Genomic DNA, 18,235 nt, shown 5'->3' with positions numbered 1-18,235 from the left:
TATCTCCTTATCTCGATACATCATTCTACATTTTCATCAATATTTAAAAAATGGGTATTTGCTCCCCTTTGAGTTGCCCTTGCTGTCTCCTTTAAGCAAATAATATTTCTTTAGGAAACATGAAAACACCTTTTATATCATTATCAATAATATTTGATTCATAATCAAACATCATTGCGTAATAAATTTTGATTATCTATTTTTAAAATAATTGCTCGTTAATAAAAAAGCTCAAATTAGTTAGATAAACCTAACTAATTTGAGCTTTTGTTTTAGTCACTTATTTATTTTTTAATGCACGGCGCTGGAAAAACTTCACAATTTCAACAATTGGAATAATTGAAGCTGATGCCAACAAAACCGTTAACCATTGATGCCAATCCAAACTCGTTACATGGAAAATTGTATTTAATCCAGGTATTAAGATCGTTCCGGCCAACATCAAAGCCGAAATGGCAATACTGATATTGAACGTCCGATTGCTAAATGGCTTAATCGTAAATACTGACTGATAGATACTCTTTGTATTAAAGGCATGGAATAATTGAATCAATCCCAATGTCACAAAGGCCATTGTTAGGGCATCCGCATGAATTGCTTCATAACCACTATGAATTGGGTATGTTAATCCAATCCAATAAACAAACAATGTAAGTGCGCCCTCCAACAAACCTTGATAGATAATGGCGGTTCCCAGTCCACCAGACATAAAGTTCGTCGAACGACCACGTGGCTTTTGCTTCATAATCCCCGGTTCACCCGGTTCAACACCTAAGGCAATCGCTGGTAAAGTATCAGTTACCAAATTAATCCATAAAATATGAACCGGCGCTAACAAATTCCAACCCAAAACAGTCATCATAAATAACGTCAACACTTCTCCCAAATTAGCTGACAATAGATATTGAATGGCTTTTTGAATGTTAGAAAATACTTTACGCCCTTCATCAACCGCATGGACAATTGTTGAAAAATTATCATCAGCTAGAACCATGTCTGAAGCCCCCTTAGAAACTTCAGTCCCTGTGATTCCCATGGCAATTCCAATATCAGCAGTCTTCAATGCCGGTGCATCATTGACACCATCCCCAGTCATTGCAACCACTTTATTTTCTTTTTGCCATGCTTGCACAATGCGCACCTTATGTTCTGGTGCCACACGCGCATAAACAGAATAGTTCTTAACTTGTGCTTGATAATCTGATTCTGATAATTCATCCAACTCAGCACCAGTAATAATTGCTTCAGCACCTTGCGTGTCATCCAAAATTCCCAGTCGACGTGCAATTGCTTCAGCAGTAATCTTATGATCTCCCGTAATCATAAGTGTCTTAATACCAGCATCATGCGCTTCAGCAACAGCTTGCGCCACGCCTTCACGTTCTGGATCAATCATACCAACTAATCCAACAAAGGTTAAATCAGTTTCCGTATTTTCAGAAGTAAAGGGACTCGAAACGCCCGCCAAATCACGAACTGCGAATGCTAAGACACGTAATGCTTGCTTAGCGAGTTGTTCATTAGTTGCAAGCACTGCTGCTTTATCATCTGCTGTTAATGCAACCACTTGCCCATCACGTAATTGATGACTAGCACGCTCGATTAATTCATCTGGTGCTCCTTTAACTGTGGCTGTTTTCTGACCATTCATCATATGAATGGTTGTCATTAATTTACGTTCAGAATCAAATGGAATTTCATCGACACGTGGATACTCGGCCAATAATTGTGTGACATCTTTACCTTGTGTTTCATTAAAGGTAATTAAGGCTGTTTCAGTCGGATCACCTAACTTTTCGCCATCCGCTGTAATTTGCGTATCATTATTCAACGCCATTACTTGGGCTAATGTTTCTGCTGCACCTTCAATTTGCGTTGTTGCATCTTGTAAAGCGCCATCAGCATAATACTTTTCGACGGTCATCTTATTTTGAGTTAAAGTTCCAGTCTTGTCAGACCCAATCACTTGAGTCGCTCCCAACGTTTCGACAGCTGGTAACTTACGCATCAAGGCATGGCGCTTAGCTAAGCGGGTCGTTCCCAATGCCAATGTAACCGTCACGATTGCTGGTAATCCTTCTGGAATTGCCGCCACCGCTAATGATATTGCTGTTAGTAACATGTCAACAATGTGATTACCACCGGCTGTTTCAGGCGCTCGGAATAATCCCACCACAAAGACAATGACAGCAATGATTAAAATTAAAACAGTTAAAATTTTACCCAATTGGGCCAAGCTTTCTTGCAAAGGTGTTTTAGTTGTCTGAGCATTATCTAACATACCCGCAATTTTACCAACTTCAGTGTCCATTCCTGTGCCTGTCACAATTCCTTCACCACGACCATGGGTGACATTTGAATTCATGTAGGCCAAATTAGTCCGATCACCTAATGGCAAATCATTATCAGTTAATTGTCCCGCTTGTTTATTGACAGGAACTGATTCACCCGTTAATGCTGATTCTTCAATCTGCAAGTTTGCAGCAACTGCCAAACGCATATCAGCTGGAATCACATCACCAGCCTCAAGCAAGACAATATCGCCGGGGACTAATTGCGAAGCTGGAACCGTAACGATTTTTCCGTCACGTCGCACATTCGCATTTGGTGCTGACATTTTTTGTAAAGAATCAATGGCTTCCTCTGCTTTGGATTCTTGAAAGACACCAAAGACAGCATTTAAAATAACCACTGCCAAAATAATAATGGCATCCACGCCTTCTCCCACAAAAGCTGAAATTAACGCCGCACCCAACAACACACCAATCATTAAGTCTTTAAATTGATTTAAAAACTTTTGCAATAATGTCGTCTTCTTTTGTCCAGCTAAAGCATTTTCACCATATTCTGCCAAACGTTGGTCGACGACATCTGGATCTAGTCCATTGGACAGATCAGTTGTTAAATCAGTCACAACCGACTCAGTTGTCTGCTGATATAACGGATTATTTTGCTTATCCATTCACGCTCCCTCTGCATCTTTTCGACTTCAATTGAAAAAAAGAAATCCACCATTGATACGTCTATCAATAGTGGATTTGATTTTTATCCTCGGGACAAGTCCCCAGAAGTCTTTTTTAATTTTAAGTCTGTAGCTCTGCTACAAAAGTATCATACCTTATTTTTTATGCGCCGACAAGTCTTATTTTTTAAACTATTGGGCTAACACGATTGCACTATAAGCAGGTAACTTAAGTTCACCATTATCTACAACAATATCATCACGATTTTGCAAAACAATTGTTTGTGAACCATTTGGATAACTAACTGTTTCCGTATCAGCACCTAAGTTCACATAGACTGAAATAATTTGTCCATCTAACTCGCGTTGATAAGCAATTACATTATCAGGTACATCCTTCAATTCAGTCAATGCACCATCAATAAAGTTCGCATGATATCGCGCATCTTGGCGTAATTGTGCCATCGCTTGATAATAACGCAAAACTGACTGTTCATCGGTTTGCTCTTCAGCCACATTAATATGTTCTAAATCAGTTCCCATCGCCAACCATGGTTCGCTATCAGAGAAACCACCAAATTCAGAATCATTCCATTGCATTGGTGTACGTGCATTATCACGTGACTTCTTATTCACTGTTTCTAAGGCGTCAGTCTTTGAATACCCCTTACGCATGGCAACTTCATAGTTATTAATTGAAGAAACATCATTGAACTCTTCAATTGATTGACGTTCAAAGTTCTTCATACCAATTTCTTGACCTTGATAAATGAATGGTACACCTGGTAAGAAGTAATACATCGTTGCCAATGCCTTAGCCGCAGTCGGCGTTTGATTTGCTTTATCCGGCACCAATTTTGATAGGACACGTGGTTGATCGTGGTTTTCCAAAACATTTCCACTCCAACCATCAATCTCAGAAATATCTTTTTGGCTATTAAACAAGATATCCTTCAAGTCTTTGGTCGTCCATTTTGAAGCACCCAAATACCATTCATTTACATCAGCAACTTCAATATTCATGTATGAGAAGTCAAAAATCATTGAAAAATAACCATCTGGCCCAATATAACTTGGCAAGTCTGCTTCAGGCACACCGTATGCTTCACCAATGGTAATTGCATCATATTTATCAAAGGTCTTTTCTTTCAATTCATCCAAGAAGACGTTAATGCCTGGACGATTTTGCCCCTTCTTAACAACATTGGCCAAACCGTCATCGCCATCAGCTGGAATGCTTGCCCAGTCAAGATCTTTCTTCAAATGAGTAATCGCATCAACACGCCAACCAGCGACGCCCTTATCCAACCACCAGTTAATCATGTCGTAAATTTCTTCACGTAAAGCAGGGTTTTCCCAATTTAATTCAGGTTGTTGTGGCGCAAAAGTATGGAAATAATAAGTTCCTGGTTCACCGGGGACTTCAGTCCAAGTTGACCCACCAAAGATTGCACGCCAGTTATTAGGCACTTCACCATCTTCAGTTGTCTTGAAAATATAATAATCACGGTAAGGACTATTTTTATCTGCTAAGGCCTTTTGGAACCACTCATGTTGATCAGATGTATGGTTCACAACTAGATCCATAACAATCTTGATGTCGCGCTTCTTAGCTTCTGCCAACAATTCATCAAAATCGTCCATAGTTCCAAATTGTGGATCAATGGCTTGATAATCTGCAATATCATATCCCATGTCAACCATTGGTGACTTATAAATTGGAGACAGCCAAATCATGGTCACGCCCAAGTCTTTCAAATAGTCCAAATGACTAATCACTCCGGGCAAATCCCCGATTCCATCATTATTCGTATCTTGGAATGAGCGGGGATAAACTTGATAAACGACTTCATCTTTCCACCAACGTGTATGTGCCATAATTTTAAACCTTCCTTTATTTCTGATTAACGACTTTAATTAAGCGTTACTTGACTAAACGTGTTGCAACGGCACCAAATACCATGAAGATACCGGCAATCAACAACATCATTGGCATACTTTGACCCAACATTGGGAAAATCGCAAATGATGCGATTGAAGCAACAATTTGTGGGACACAGATTGTACTGTTGAACAATCCCATATAAGTTCCATCATTCTTACCATCTAATTCACTTGTTAAGTACATGAATGGAATTGAGTTCATTGTGACCCAACCAATTCCAATCAAGATAAATGACAAGATTAGTGCAAATTGTGAATGAATAAAGAAGACTGATGCGAATCCAGCACCACCTAGCAACAAACCACCTGCGTAAGCAATTGAACGTTGGCTAATGGTTGTGTGTGAAAGAACCATTCCCCAAAGCACAGATGCGACAGCTTGCACGGCTGAAAGAATTCCAAACCAATTTCCAGCTGATTGATAAGCAGCAGATGAAGGATCAGTTGTATTCCAGACGTTTTGTGCAATCGCACCTGAACCATACGTCCATAGATATTGGAAAGCAGCCCATGCAAAGAATTGTACAACCGCTAAGGTCCAGAACACCTTTGGTGCACGCTTCAATAATGTAAATAAGCCTGGGTTATCACCTGCTTCACGTTCTTCAACTTCATGATACTTTGCATATTCTTCTGGATCATATTCTTTAATTGATGTAACAGAGAAAATTGCACTCACAACTAAGATTGCAGCGCCAATATAGAAGGCCCAGATAACTGAGTTTGGTAATTGGCCTTTAGCAGCAACATTCGATACACCAATGGCTGTCAAGATAAATGGTAGCAACGTGGCAAGAATACCACCAATATTTCCCCAAATTGTTTGATAAGACCAAGCATAATTCTTTTGATCATCGGGAACCATATCACCGATAATCATCTTAAATGGTTGCATTGCCATGTTTGATGATAAGTCCATAAATAAAATGGCAAAAGCTCCAAAAGCCAAAGCGGCGACTGATCCAAATCCAAAGCCAAATGATCCTGCATTAGGCAATAAAATCATCATGACAACTGATACGATTGCACCAATTAACAAATATGGCATACGTCGGCCACCTAAGCGTGGCATCCATGTCCGGTCTGAAAAATAACCAACTAATGGTTGGATAAACATTCCCACCAAAGGTGGCAAAATGAAGAAGAATCCTAACTTTGTCGGATCAGCTCCAATTGTTTGAAAAATACGTCCCATGCTCGAACTTTGCAATGAGAATGCCATTGAAACCCCTAAGTTTCCAAAGGTCATTAACATAATTGTCTTTTTCGCTAACTCCGGTAAACTTTTCTTATGTGCTTCTGTCATTACCTTACTCCTGTTTTATAAATAAGTGATCAATCAACTAGCTGTACCTTTAATATAACCGATGGCGAAAACGCTTACAATAGGTACGATGCATGTTACCGGTAACAAGAAAACATGCTACAATATAGTAATGAAAAGGCTTACACATTTAAAGGAGGTCGTGTAAACATGGTTTCGATTTCAGACGTGGCAAAGCAAGCCCACGTATCAAAAATGACTGTTTCCAGGGTTCTCAATCATCCCGAACAAGTATCAAAAGAAATTTTCGATACTGTTCAAACAGCTATTAACGAATTAGGTTATGTCCAAAATCGAGCTGGACGTGCTTTAGCAACGAACAAAAGCTATACCATTGCTTTTGTGATGTTAGATGAAGTCGCAGCTGTGGACCCTTATTTTGGGCAATTAGTAACGTATATTGCTGATATTCTCAACCAAGCTGGTTATACAATGGAATTGCATCGCAGTTTAGATAATGACTTCCATGCGATTGATGGCATTCTAGTCAGTGGCGCTCGTGAAAGTGACGACGCACAACTTAATGCACTAACCTACCCACTTGTAACTTATGGTGAACAAGCAGGCGCAGCCTCTGTCGATGTCGACAATGCTGCTGGGATTAAATTGGCCAAACAACACCTAGTTGACGCAGGCTATGAGCAACTCATCTATCTTGGTTTAGATTTAGATGAGCAATTTGCACAGGCCCGTCTTGATGGTTTTCTGGATTCTGAAATTCCAGTCGATCAAAATAATATTTACCGTATTGCTAATGATGACCACATTGCCCGTAGTTTAGTTCAAACACTTCAATTAGCACCTAAGACCGGTATCGTTGCAGCCACTGATCGGCTTGCCCTTGGTGCGCTCTATGCTTGCTTAATTGACCAACAAGCAGTGCCACAAGATGTGGGAATTATTGGGTTTGATGGCATTTTCATTCACCAAATGGGGCCACTTACGCTAACCACGATTGCCCAGCCGCTTGAACGCATTGCAGAAGCGATGGTCTCCCAATTACTCGAACAAATTGAACAACAAGTGCGTACAAATCCGCATATTGTTTTAACACCGGAATTACAATTAGGTGACACAACTCTGCATAACTAAAAAGCTGACCAGTTTAAAATAACTGATCAGCTTTTGTTTTAATTAAATTTTGTTGTATGTGGTTCTGAATCTGCAAGACCAGCTTCCAAAACTTTAATCACACCTAGCATTTCTGTATCTGATACTAACTTTTCACTGCCATTAACGAGTGTTTCATATACGGCATCATACACACCACCATAATCACCTGGCAAACTAGGAATCGTTTTTTCGATACGATCACCATTTTGATTGTAGTACACCACTTGACCATAATCTTGTGGCGCATCAAGACCGAAATTAGGTGATCCAGGCATAATCCCCGTCTTTAAGTCATATTCTTGTTGGTCAATATTATGCTTAATATACGTTCCTTTAGTCCCATGCAAGATCCACTTTGGGTATGCAACAGCTGCACTTTCAGTTGCTTGAACGGTCGCCTTAAAGGCATCAGGATAGAATAATTGCGCTTCAAACTGGTCATCAATATAATCCCCCAATTCGCGCGTCGAACGGACATCAAAATTGGCTTTATTCGGTACACCGAATAAACTAATCATTTGATCAACTAAATGCACACCATGGCCATACCAGTCGCCATTCATTGGGTCTCCGGTCACACCGCCATCGTTAGGACGATAATGATCCATATGCACTTCTAAATCAATTGGACGACCAACATAACCCGCTGCTAACACCTGTTTTAGGGTCAAAAAGTCACTATCGAAGCGACGGTTCTGGAAAGGCATTACAAACAATTGTTTTTCACGTGCTAACGCAACTAATTCTTCCGCTTCAGCTAAGGTATTCGTCATTGGCTTATCAACTAGCACATTATGCCCGCGTTCCAAGAGTTGCTTGACCATTGTGAAATGTGAAGGCGCTGGCGTTACAACCACGACTAAATCTAAACTTTCATCCTCTAAAACGTCATCAAAATCTTCAGAAAATTTTGTCCCCTGCTTTGACCAAAAGGCTTCATCCTCTGGCCGCTTTCCTAAATGACGCGCATAAATGCGCTTCACACTAATGCGATCCAAACGTTGCTTGATGTAAGGTAAATGATAGCGGTTTGTACTTTTCCCAAAACCAACATAGCCAATATTTAACATAAAATTCCCCATCTTTCTACATTCGAGCGAGTTGGCAACTTAACTTACTCTATCATATCACAATGACAAAAAGTAAGTAAGGTCTTTAAAATAAAAAGCATCTACGTCAGCGACGTAAATGCTTTTTTTCATTGCTATGCTTGAACTAAGCCAATATGGTATTAGTCGTATCAATAATTTTAGAACCGTGTAATTCATCCACTGCTAATACTTGACTGATGGCCTCTGCATTTTGATAATTCACACCACCCCCAGGTAAAATCGTCAATCCATCTGGTGCCATCTCACAAAGCCACTTTAAATGTGGCAATGTGTCCTCAATATCTGCTGTTATCGGCCCACCATGCGTCAAAATGCGCATAACATGGTAGTTGGACAACCACTGCATTGCCTGTTCTTGACATTCAGTTATAATATCATCAAAAGCCATGTGAAAAATAACCTGCATCGGCTGCGCGGCCTCAATTAACTTTAACATGGTCTCACGATCCAGGCGTCCCTCTGCCGTAACGGCACCAAAGGTAACATATTTCACACCAAGACCACGTAACTTCTTTAAAGTTTGTAGCATTTCTTCCACTTCGGCATAGGAATAAACGAAGTCACCCGCTCTGGGACGCACCATCACAACAACTGGAATCCCCCGATCACGTGCTGCATCCAAGGCATAAGTAATTAACTGTTCTGGCGGCGTCAAGCCACCTACCGATAAATTCGTATTTAATTCAATTCGATCAACATCATGTGCTAACGCTAAATCCACCGTTTTTTCATCGCCAAGGGCTATTTCTCGTAACATCTGGCTCCCCCTCAAAAATAATGATAACGCTTACAGTATACGTGTATCTATCGTAACATGCCTAGCCTTAAACGAGCTATAACATTACGCAATCTACTTAATTTTTAAGCATTAAAAAACGTCGAGGCCAAGGCTTCGACGTTTTATATTAAATTTATGATTCTGAAGTGATTGCAGTCTCAACAACATCGTCATCGGTCACATTATCGTACTTAAAGAGATAACGTAACAAAAGTGGCCCAATAATGGTTGCTAAGATAATAATGATTAACAACATCCCTTGCTGATCAGAATTAATAACACCTGCTGCTAGTCCCATTTGGGCAATAACAATTGAGAACTCACCACGCGGTACCGTTCCAGCACCAATAATTGCTGATTCAGTCCATGAATATCCAGTAATCTTGGCACCAAAACCACTACCAACAAACTTAGAAATAACTGCCAAAATCGTTCCAATAATAATCATTGGTAAGAAATCCATAACCTTGTCCAAGTGAACATGTAAGCCAACCGAGATTAAGAAAATTGGAATAAAGAAGGTATACGACACCACATTTGACGCTTTTTCAACGCGTGGTGCAGCATCACTTTCGGCAATTGCGACCCCAGACATGAACGTTCCAATAATCGCTGAAAGTCCAAATAGTTCAGCCAACCCAGCTAGTGTGAATAGCATAATGAAGGCTCCCAAGATATCACTAAATGGAAAATCTAGCTTTTCAAAGAAATTCATCACTGGTGTTGCAATCCAACGAATTAATGAAAAGGCAATAATGAAGAAGACTAATTGCAAAAGTAACGTTACACCGATACTTTGGGTTGGTCCATTTGCACTACCTTTTGTGGCAATAACCAAGAAAATTGACAATAAACTAATCGCAAAGACATCATCAAAGATGGCTGCTCCCAAGATTGTTTGTCCATTCTTTGTTTTTAGTCGCCGGTATTCTTTTAACACATCGACTGTAATCGAAGTTGACATCGCCGCAAAGACGATTCCAAAAAATATTGCCAATTGAACAGATTCATTTAAGATTCCGCGTCCGAACCAGAAAAAGGTTAGGATTGGCAATAATGCTCCGAAAAATGCGACTGATACAGCCGGAATAAAATATTTCTTTAATAATCGTAAATCACTTTCTAGACCGGCAATAAACATTAGGGTCATTACCCCAATTTCTGCCAAGAATTCAATGTGATCAGTTGGCTTAACAAGATTCAACATCCCCGGTCCAATCACCACACCGGCTACCAACTGTCCAACAACAGCTGGTAAACCAATTTTTCTAAAAAGCGCTCCTGAAAGTAAGGCTGAGAGCAATATAATTGCAATCATGCTCAGTTCACTCATATAACTACCTCCTAATTTTTGCTTGTCTATCACAAACAAGTGTCACGTTGTTTACAAGCTAATTTGTTCAAGCACAAAGTAACCTAATACTATACTAACTCTTTTCACATAATTTTGCAATGTTTTTACTATGCTATTGATAAATTCACTTACTTTAAAGCACCTAACAATTTGTTTTTAACATCGAAAAAAGCATGGCCTAATGACCATGCTTTGCTTATTTATCATCTCCGGGCTGTTCTGTACCATCCTTTTTAGGCTTAGGTGGTTGCGGTTGATCTAACATACGTTGGGTAATAATCCCTAAGACTTCCTTATTGGTTGGTAAATCTGAATGCTGTGCTTGATCTCCGGTCACCGTGATTTCGGTAAAATTTTTAACCTGATCTTGGTAAATATATTTTCCGGCACGCACTGATTCTTCTGGCACAATCCCATCAGAGCTATACGTCTGCGTTCCTGCTAAAGCATAAACTGTCAAATCCTCCGGTAACGTGTCCTTGTGCTTAATAAAATCTGATAACATTTGCGTTTTATTATGAACAGAGGTCTCATCAAAATTATAAGGCGTTCCTAGCGTTAATAATTTTTTCATACGAATATCCTGATAATTATCGGCATACTGTTCTAAAAATCGTGTATAGATGAGCCCGCCATTAGAATGTCCAATGGCTTTATAATTATTAAATTCATATTTATTTTGAATCACATCAAACGCTTTATCAAACATGGCCGCTTGCTCTTTGATATTCTTATAACCATCTTTATTGTTTTCAAAACCAACGACGATAAACGGTTCATTATCATTTTTTAATTTTTTACCAGACATCGTCACTTGACCATTATTCCAAACTTTCACCTTAATTAAACTATGTCGCTTAGGCGCACTTTTATTAACCTGTGCCACCATGCCATCGAAACGATTCACAGTCGCACTACTACCAGGAATTAGAATAACAGGGGATAATTTAGAATTATAAAAACTATCTAGTTCTTTAATATTGTTTTGCGTCCAAGAATAAGAGGCCCAAACTAGACCAAGGGTCAAAAAAACACTGATGATCAAGATGCCTTTTCGCATATATTTTTTCATATGACATCCGCCCTTTCACCTAGCTTAGCCTGTAACCGATTATCCAACTTAACAAACGGCATATAAATTAAAACATCCAGCGCAAAAATACCAACACCGAATGCAAGTTCAATCCAATTTCCACCGGAGCCAATGAATCCAATTAAAGGTCCAGGTGTGGCAATTGGTACTGGATAGACCGCTGGTGGCATGACCTTAAGCATAATCAAGAAACTTGCTAACAAGACGTTCACAACTGGCACTAAAATAAATGGAATCACATAAATCGGATTAAATAATACCGGCAGACCAACTAGCATACCTTGTCCACTTCCAAATAATGTCGGAATTAGCGATAAGCGAATCACTGATTTATCATGTCGACTATGTGAAACCCAATAGATGGCCACAGCAAGAGCCAATATACCACCAACACCACCAAACACACCAAAACTATGATAGAGACTTTGTTCGCTAAATGGATACGGAACTGACCAAACTGAGTGATGCTTTAAGGCATACATCATATTCGTTGTATCAACAACACTTGCAAATTCCCCATCAACTTCAAACACACCACGTAAGCCCAACCAGCGCAATGTTGTGGTCAGAAATGTCCCTAGTACCGTCATTTTAAGACTACCGGTACTAACCATGTCACTGATATTAGTCAAAAAATCAGTTGTCAGTGTTGATTGATAGAGTTGACTTATCCCAATATTAACGAGCAAGGCCAGGGCTAATACAATCCCCATCACTGATATGCCAATATTTTTTTGGTTACCTTCATACTTAGGTACAACAAAACGTAAGAATAAACGCCCAATCAAATAACCAAATAAGATACCCAGTAATAAACCACTCATCCCTGTATATTTCGACAAGGCCGACAACTGTACCTTTCCATTCGTAAAACCTTGTGGCGTAAATAGTAACAGATAACCAATTGCAGCTGTTAAGCCAGCCAGATAATCCGGATGCTTTGTCGCTTTGAGCGTTAATTCAGCCATAAAAAATGCTGCCAAAACCCCTAAAATGCCCAGTGTCAAATGACTAAAGCTTTTCATATACTGATCCACAAACTCATAATTTTTCCACCAGCTCGGGACATCAAATACATTATTAATAAAGCCGTAATCATCCAGCACCGTTTTTCTAAATGCTGTTAACACACTACCGATTAAGGCAAATGGGAATAGACGTTCAACGGTTTCACGAACTAATTCGGTAAATGTCCAGCTGCGAATTTTGTAGGAAAATTCAAATAATTTTTCTTTCATCACCTATGCCTCTTATTTCCAACATCAATCACTTACTTGTCAGTTTGATTTTTTTGAAAAAAAACATCAACAGCTTTAATTGCTGCTTTTGCTTCTGGCAACATTTGCCATAGCATAAAATCATGAATCATCCCTTCAGAGATTGTTACCGTGATGTCGTTTTTTTCATTATACGCTAATTGCTGCGTTAGTTGTTTCACCGCAGGAACATTACATTCATTACCGCCAGTATCAAAGTGAACTGAACCGACAAATTGGCTTTCATCAAGCGTTTTAAAATCAAAATCAGCTACAGCAGCATGTCCTTGTAATGTGCGCATAATGTTTGCATCTAAAATTAGATCGTTCGCAATCGCTTCAGGACTAGCCGTAAAACTCAAATCAGGACAAATAGATAACAGTTCTGTGGCACAAGGCTGCTCTGATCGCTCAAGGTCAAGCAATAATCTGAGTGCCAAATTAGCACCAGCCGATTCCCCAAACAGAAAATGAGCCCCCTCGCTTTGTTTAAACCACTTCCGGTATACCTTTAGTAGCCACGCTCGAGAATGACTTAGAGCAGTTGGGGCTAATGGATACTCTGGTAAGCACACGCGATAACCACATTTTAAAAATTGCACGACTAATTGATTGAAAGCAGGTGATATTGGCATAATAAAAGCTCCGCCGTGAAGCACCATTAAATCACCTTTAACCGGTTTATCGTCCAACCAAACTGTTAAAACATCATAACCATCCTCTTGGTACATGCGTTGTTGCACTCTCCTTGGAAAGTTTGTAGATTTAGCACGTTGATTTTCAGGTAATTCTAAATTATTACTAAAAGTCTGCATGAGTTGTTCACGATAATGCATTGCCTGTAATTTTTCATGGAGTATTGTTGCTTCATTTGAAATAGCCATATCTGCCTCCTAAAAAAGCACGGTAAAACTATTCAGTTTACCGTGCTCATCTACTTATTTAAACTTACTAAAATCATCTTTAGCCTTTGGTTCATACATCGCCCATTGGTTATCTAAAAATTGATTATTAATTTTATAATTAGGTGCCTTTTGCTTGGTCGTTAGAAAACGATTTACATGTTGATCAAAATTCAGCCAACCATTCCAACCTAGATGGACAGTATCCTCCATATAATAGGGCTTATTCCCATTTTTAGACAAATCTGCCACCTGATTAAAGCCTTGTGACGACAATTGGAATTTCATTTTTTCAACTGACTTTTGATACATTTGTTCATTCAAACCAGTGTACTCAGCCCATTTTTTATTAACCGGTGGAATCACGAACATCACATCTGTATTTGATTCAGCAAATTGATTCAATACCGCTTGGAAATCATTATATTCACGTGATTGCACATAATTAAAATTCTTTTGCGAACCGGCTAGCTTAGCTTCGTGGCTTTTAATTCGCTTCGTATAAAATGAATTTTTAATATGATACGGATTATTACTGGTATCCTTCTGTGCCGTCTTAGTTGCTAGCTGTGATAAGACTTTTTGATTATAAGGTTGTGGTAATTTTTCAGCTTTAGGTGCGATTTTCTTGTCATAGGTATCAGCAGTTTTCCATGTACTAAAAAATGCATCTTCTTTATTGCTGACATGCAAATATGACTTTATTTTCGCGTTATCCGTTTTGCTTAGTGTTTTACCATCGGCCACCTTAGTCATCATACCTGTTAATGAATCTTTTGGGTTAACCTGAACAAAGCGTCGTGCAACATAGCGATCAGCATCCGTTCCCGTTTGATTTTGTAAGAAATCTAAGCCTTGCGCCTTACTATAAAACATAGGTAGTGCTTTTTGCTTTTGCGCATCTTTTACAAACCATTGTGGTGAAATCACAAAAACGGCCTGTTTGTCTTGTAATTGGTCAGTAATCTGTTGCATACCAAAATATTGAGCTAGCGATGTTGCACCCGCTTGACCAATTAAAAATGGTCGATAACTTCGTTGATAGCCCTCAGCTAAAACCGATGGATGCATACTGTCCATTCGTTTCCACTCACTTGAACCAAAAAATGGCACAAAGCGATGGTCTGAATCAGACAGAGCCTGGCGTTTCAACACACCACTCTTGAATACCTGCGGTGTCGTTGCCACTGCCGCCTTCTTTTCAACATCATAGTTAGATTTTGGATTTGGATTAGCCAACAAAATTGTGATCAATATCAAGGCCACCGCACAAATAACCGGCCCAAATATTAACCATAGTCGCTTACGCATTCCGTAATTCCTTTACCCCTTCAACAATCTTGTCCGCTGTATTCCAATCATCACGTCCCATTTCTGATACTGGAACTTTAATAGCAAACTTATTTTCTAGTGCCACAACTAACTCAACAACAGCCATTGAGTCTAGTACGCCGGCATCGAATAAGTCTTCATCCATCATGTCAGAAACATCTTCCATGAATAAATCATCAATAATTGCAATTACTTCTGCTTGTACGTTCATATCTTCAGTCATTTTATCTTCCTCTTTCATTTCAATAAGTTACATAAGTTCATTTAGTGATGCCACAATTGATTCAAGAATCCTGAAAATACTAGGAAGGTGAACATTGTGAAATTAAAAGTAATAAATATTGCGACCGCGTTCGTAAACCAATTGCTTGGCAACGGCTCTAATCCAGCCTTCTTACGCGCACGATTTTTCTGTTTCTTTTGACGGAGCCACCAATCATTAACAATCAATCCGAGTGCATGCAAGAATCCATATAAAATATAGAACCAAGTCAAACCATGCCAGAATCCCATCAATAGCATATTAACCATATAGGCAACACCAGCAGTAACATTTCGATTCTTAAAAACCTTATGTCGCGTCATCATAAGCACGAAGCGCATGAAGACATAGTCTCGGAACCAGAAACTCAAAGTCATATGCCAACGATTCCAGAACTCTTTTAAGTTCTTTGCCAAGAATGGCTTATTAAAGTTGATTGGTGTATTAATTCCCATAAACTTCGAAATGGCAATCGCAAATAATGAATAGCCCGCAAAATCAAAGAATAAATAGAAACCATAAGCATACATAACACCAATAGTTGGTAGATTGAACAACCCACCTTGACTCAATGCAGCATGTTTAAACGGTATCAATAAATATAAATTAATATAATAAGCAACAATAAATTTGTAGAAAAATCCCAACATGATATTCCATGTGGCGCTCTGCAAATAATCTAAATAGACCGAGCGTTCAGGTGCTGTGGTATAGTCTGCTTCAAATCGACGATACCGATCAATTGGTCCTGAAGACAAAGTTGGCATAAAGAGCAAGAAGCGCGTAACTGGCCAAACGCGTAAATCTTTTAGCACATCATCGCGCATTTCCATTAACATCGCAACAACCTTGAAGGTTAGGTACGAAATCCCTAAAAATCCAATAATTGACATTTTCCCATGATTAAATACTGGATGAATTTTAACCAAAATCAAGGGCAAAATTGATAAGAAAATGGCGCTGTAAAAGACCCAACCTTGATCAGCTTTTTTTCGGTAATGTTGATAACCAAAAATTAGCATGAGCTGCCAAACAATATAGCCAATTAATGCATAAAACTGCACCCATTTTGAGCCTGAGAACATTAATAAGATAAAAGTAAATGAGAACAGCGCCTCATATACTTGAAAGCGTCTTCCGTATAATAAGCCAATCACAATAGGTATTAATCCTAATAATAGATATCCAAAATAAGTTGGATCACCATACGGTTGCCAATTCGGCAAATTTTCTAACCATTGCGTCATGCTGGGTTCACCTCAGCAATGAGCGCTTTAATATCAATCTTTCCATTTGGTGTCATCGGCAAGTCTTCACGATAAAGAAAACGTGAAGGCATCATATACGGCATCATATCATTCTTCAGAGTTTCTTTAATGGCCTTTGTTAATAGCAAAGGCTTCTCATATGTGTCAAGTAAGCCAGCTTTAGGTACCACAAACGCCAACAATTGTTGCACTTTATGTTGGTCATTGTAACGCGGTACCGCTACTGCTGTTTCAACCATGTCTGATAAGCTCAAGATATGTGAAACTTCTTCTAATTCAATGCGGTATCCATTGAATTTAATTTGGAAATCCATCCGGCCACCATAATGTAAGAGTGAATCTTCATCCATCGATCCAAAATCACCCGTGTGGTATGCAGGTAATCCATTAAATTCAAAGAATGCTGCTTCAGTTTTCTCTGGATTATTCAAATACCCCTTAGAAACACCAGGTCCAGATACGATAATTTCTCCTGCTTCACCCGTTGGCACAATATTTTGATCTTCATCAATGACATAGGTTGGTGAATCTGGCTTTGGATAGCCAATTGGTAGCCGTTCTGCATTTTCCAGCATTTCATCTGTAATCGCAACAGCTGATAGAGCAACTGTCGCTTCCGTTGGTCCGTACGCATTCACAATGCGAGCGTGTGGAAAACGCGCATGTAATTTTTGGGCCGTTGAGACCGTTAGCTCTTCACCATCAAAGTAGAAATACTTTAATGTTGGCATATGCGCTTCATCAAACTCATCTGAAAGCATCGCCATATCAGCAAATGATGGTGTTGACGTCCAAACTTCAATATCTAAGGTTGGTAGCACTTCAAACAAGGCCTTAAAATTCTCAACAACCGGACGAGGCAACGCATATAATGTTCCACCCAAGGCAAGCGTTGGTGCCCAATACATGACTGATAAATCGAATGAATATGGTGGTTGTGCTAACATTTTAGGTTGATTTGGTACATCAAAGGCTTCAGCTGAAAGCATCCAATTTGTATAAGATAATAGATTTCGATGTGAAATCTGAACTCCCTTAGGCTTACCAGTTGTACCTGATGTAAAAATAATATAATAATTATCATCATCTAACACAGGATGCGTCAATTCATAATCAACATCATCTTGCATAATCGTACGTAATTGTTCAGGTGTAATAACTGGGACGGCATCAATCGTAATTGGCAATGGATCAACTGCAATGACCGCTGCTGGTTTAGCAATCTCCAAAATAGACGTTAGACGCTCATCAGCTGAATTAATATCAACCGGAATGTACGCATGTCCTGATTTAACAGCACCAACAAAAGTTGCTAAAGCTTCATAATCTTGACCTGTGAAGACCATAATTGGTGCCTTCTCCGGTAAGTCGAGCGCATCAATTGCTGCAGCCAGTGCATCTGAATCATGCTTTAAGTCACGATAAGTATGCTGTACCCCCTGTACATCATAAACAATGTGATCTCCTTGGGTTGTGGCATAGTTATCAACTGTCGCAATCATATTTTCAATTTTCATTCTCATAAATCCCCAATT

At 39.2% G+C, this 18,235-nt stretch carries 14 protein-coding genes; 1 reads left to right on the top strand and 13 read right to left on the bottom strand.

What is annotated here, in order from left to right; translation table 11 throughout:
• Positions 1-280 precede the first annotated feature (280 nt).
• The 3 genes from IV67_RS04915 to IV67_RS04905 form a co-directional block, all read right to left on the bottom strand.
• The gene (locus IV67_RS04915) at positions 281-2,962 is read right to left on the bottom strand and encodes a cation-translocating P-type ATPase (RefSeq protein WP_057787705.1); all 2,682 of its coding nucleotides are present in this window, start codon (positions 2,960-2,962) and stop codon (positions 281-283) included.
• 192 nt (positions 2,963-3,154) lie between these two features.
• On the bottom strand, positions 3,155-4,840 hold the full coding sequence (locus IV67_RS04910; protein ID WP_057787703.1) for a glycoside hydrolase family 13 protein: 1,686 nt from the start codon (positions 4,838-4,840) through the stop codon (positions 3,155-3,157).
• A 46-nt stretch (positions 4,841-4,886) separates the two neighbouring features.
• The gene (locus IV67_RS04905; RefSeq protein ID WP_057787701.1) at positions 4,887-6,212 is read right to left on the bottom strand and encodes an SLC45 family MFS transporter; all 1,326 of its coding nucleotides are present in this window, start codon (positions 6,210-6,212) and stop codon (positions 4,887-4,889) included.
• A 168-nt stretch (positions 6,213-6,380) separates the two neighbouring features.
• Here IV67_RS04905 and IV67_RS04900 point away from each other — a divergent pair, with 168 nt between their 5' ends.
• Positions 6,381-7,322: a LacI family DNA-binding transcriptional regulator gene (locus IV67_RS04900; RefSeq protein WP_057787699.1), complete on the top strand. Its 942-nt coding sequence runs from the start codon at positions 6,381-6,383 to the stop codon at positions 7,320-7,322.
• A gap of 38 nt (positions 7,323-7,360) precedes the next feature.
• Here IV67_RS04900 and IV67_RS04895 read toward each other — a convergent pair whose 3' ends face one another.
• The 10 genes from IV67_RS04895 to dltA form a co-directional block, all read right to left on the bottom strand.
• Entirely contained in the window at positions 7,361-8,413 is a 1,053-nt protein-coding gene (locus tag IV67_RS04895; protein ID WP_057787697.1) for an oxidoreductase, read from the bottom strand.
• Positions 8,414-8,558: 145 nt separating this feature from the next.
• Positions 8,559-9,212 (bottom strand): copper homeostasis protein CutC, encoded by a 654-nt coding sequence (locus IV67_RS04890; protein WP_057787695.1) that lies wholly within the window; start codon positions 9,210-9,212, stop codon positions 8,559-8,561.
• 154 nt (positions 9,213-9,366) lie between these two features.
• Positions 9,367-10,566, bottom strand: a complete 1,200-nt coding sequence (locus IV67_RS04885) for a cation:proton antiporter (RefSeq protein ID WP_057787693.1) — start codon at positions 10,564-10,566, stop codon at positions 9,367-9,369.
• A gap of 217 nt (positions 10,567-10,783) precedes the next feature.
• Positions 10,784-11,659 carry an alpha/beta hydrolase gene (locus tag IV67_RS04880; RefSeq protein WP_057787691.1) on the bottom strand — a complete coding sequence of 292 codons (876 nt, stop codon included), beginning with the start codon at positions 11,657-11,659 and terminating at the stop codon, positions 10,784-10,786.
• A complete protein-coding gene (locus IV67_RS04875) occupies positions 11,656-12,918 on the bottom strand; it encodes a PTS transporter subunit EIIC (RefSeq protein ID WP_057787689.1) in 1,263 nt (420 codons plus the stop codon). The genes IV67_RS04880 and IV67_RS04875 overlap by 4 nt, the downstream gene beginning before the upstream one ends.
• Positions 12,919-12,950: 32 nt before the next feature.
• Positions 12,951-13,820 carry an alpha/beta hydrolase gene (locus IV67_RS04870; RefSeq protein ID WP_057787687.1) on the bottom strand — a complete coding sequence of 290 codons (870 nt, stop codon included), beginning with the start codon at positions 13,818-13,820 and terminating at the stop codon, positions 12,951-12,953.
• 54 nt (positions 13,821-13,874) lie between these two features.
• Positions 13,875-15,149 (bottom strand): D-alanyl-lipoteichoic acid biosynthesis protein DltD, encoded by a 1,275-nt coding sequence (dltD, locus tag IV67_RS04865; RefSeq protein WP_057787685.1) that lies wholly within the window; start codon positions 15,147-15,149, stop codon positions 13,875-13,877.
• Positions 15,142-15,381, bottom strand: a complete 240-nt coding sequence (gene dltC / locus IV67_RS04860) for a D-alanine--poly(phosphoribitol) ligase subunit DltC (protein ID WP_057788249.1) — start codon at positions 15,379-15,381, stop codon at positions 15,142-15,144. The genes dltD and dltC overlap by 8 nt, the downstream gene beginning before the upstream one ends.
• Positions 15,382-15,434: 53 nt before the next feature.
• A complete protein-coding gene (gene dltB / locus IV67_RS04855) occupies positions 15,435-16,679 on the bottom strand; it encodes a D-alanyl-lipoteichoic acid biosynthesis protein DltB (RefSeq protein ID WP_057787683.1) in 1,245 nt (414 codons plus the stop codon).
• Entirely contained in the window at positions 16,676-18,217 is a 1,542-nt protein-coding gene (gene dltA / locus IV67_RS04850; protein ID WP_057787681.1) for a D-alanine--poly(phosphoribitol) ligase subunit DltA, read from the bottom strand. The genes dltB and dltA overlap by 4 nt, the downstream gene beginning before the upstream one ends.
• Between the last annotated feature and the right edge of the window lie 18 nt (positions 18,218-18,235).

It is taken from the genome of Weissella minor (assembly GCF_001437425.1).
GTDB lineage: Bacteria > Bacillota > Bacilli > Lactobacillales > Lactobacillaceae > Weissella > Weissella minor.
The sequence above is the reverse complement of the archived record's forward strand: the minus strand, read 5'-3'. Positions and strand labels throughout refer to the sequence as shown.

Coding starts and splice junctions, on each gene's coding strand:
- IV67_RS04915 (WP_057787705.1), bottom strand. CDS start 2,962: ATGGATAAGCAAAATAATCCGTTATATCAGCAGACAACTGAGTCGGTT.
- IV67_RS04910 (WP_057787703.1), bottom strand. CDS start 4,840: ATGGCACATACACGTTGGTGGAAAGATGAAGTCGTTTATCAAGTTTAT.
- IV67_RS04905 (WP_057787701.1), bottom strand. CDS start 6,212: ATGACAGAAGCACATAAGAAAAGTTTACCGGAGTTAGCGAAAAAGACA.
- IV67_RS04900 (WP_057787699.1), top strand. CDS start 6,381: ATGGTTTCGATTTCAGACGTGGCAAAGCAAGCCCACGTATCAAAAATG.
- IV67_RS04895 (WP_057787697.1), bottom strand. CDS start 8,413: ATGTTAAATATTGGCTATGTTGGTTTTGGGAAAAGTACAAACCGCTAT.
- IV67_RS04890 (WP_057787695.1), bottom strand. CDS start 9,212: ATGTTACGAGAAATAGCCCTTGGCGATGAAAAAACGGTGGATTTAGCG.
- IV67_RS04885 (WP_057787693.1), bottom strand. CDS start 10,566: ATGAGTGAACTGAGCATGATTGCAATTATATTGCTCTCAGCCTTACTT.
- IV67_RS04880 (WP_057787691.1), bottom strand. CDS start 11,659: ATGAAAAAATATATGCGAAAAGGCATCTTGATCATCAGTGTTTTTTTG.
- IV67_RS04875 (WP_057787689.1), bottom strand. CDS start 12,918: ATGAAAGAAAAATTATTTGAATTTTCCTACAAAATTCGCAGCTGGACA.
- IV67_RS04870 (WP_057787687.1), bottom strand. CDS start 13,820: ATGGCTATTTCAAATGAAGCAACAATACTCCATGAAAAATTACAGGCA.
- dltD (WP_057787685.1), bottom strand. CDS start 15,149: ATGCGTAAGCGACTATGGTTAATATTTGGGCCGGTTATTTGTGCGGTG.
- dltC (WP_057788249.1), bottom strand. CDS start 15,381: ATGAACGTACAAGCAGAAGTAATTGCAATTATTGATGATTTATTCATG.
- dltB (WP_057787683.1), bottom strand. CDS start 16,679: ATGACGCAATGGTTAGAAAATTTGCCGAATTGGCAACCGTATGGTGAT.
- dltA (WP_057787681.1), bottom strand. CDS start 18,217: ATGAAAATTGAAAATATGATTGCGACAGTTGATAACTATGCCACAACC.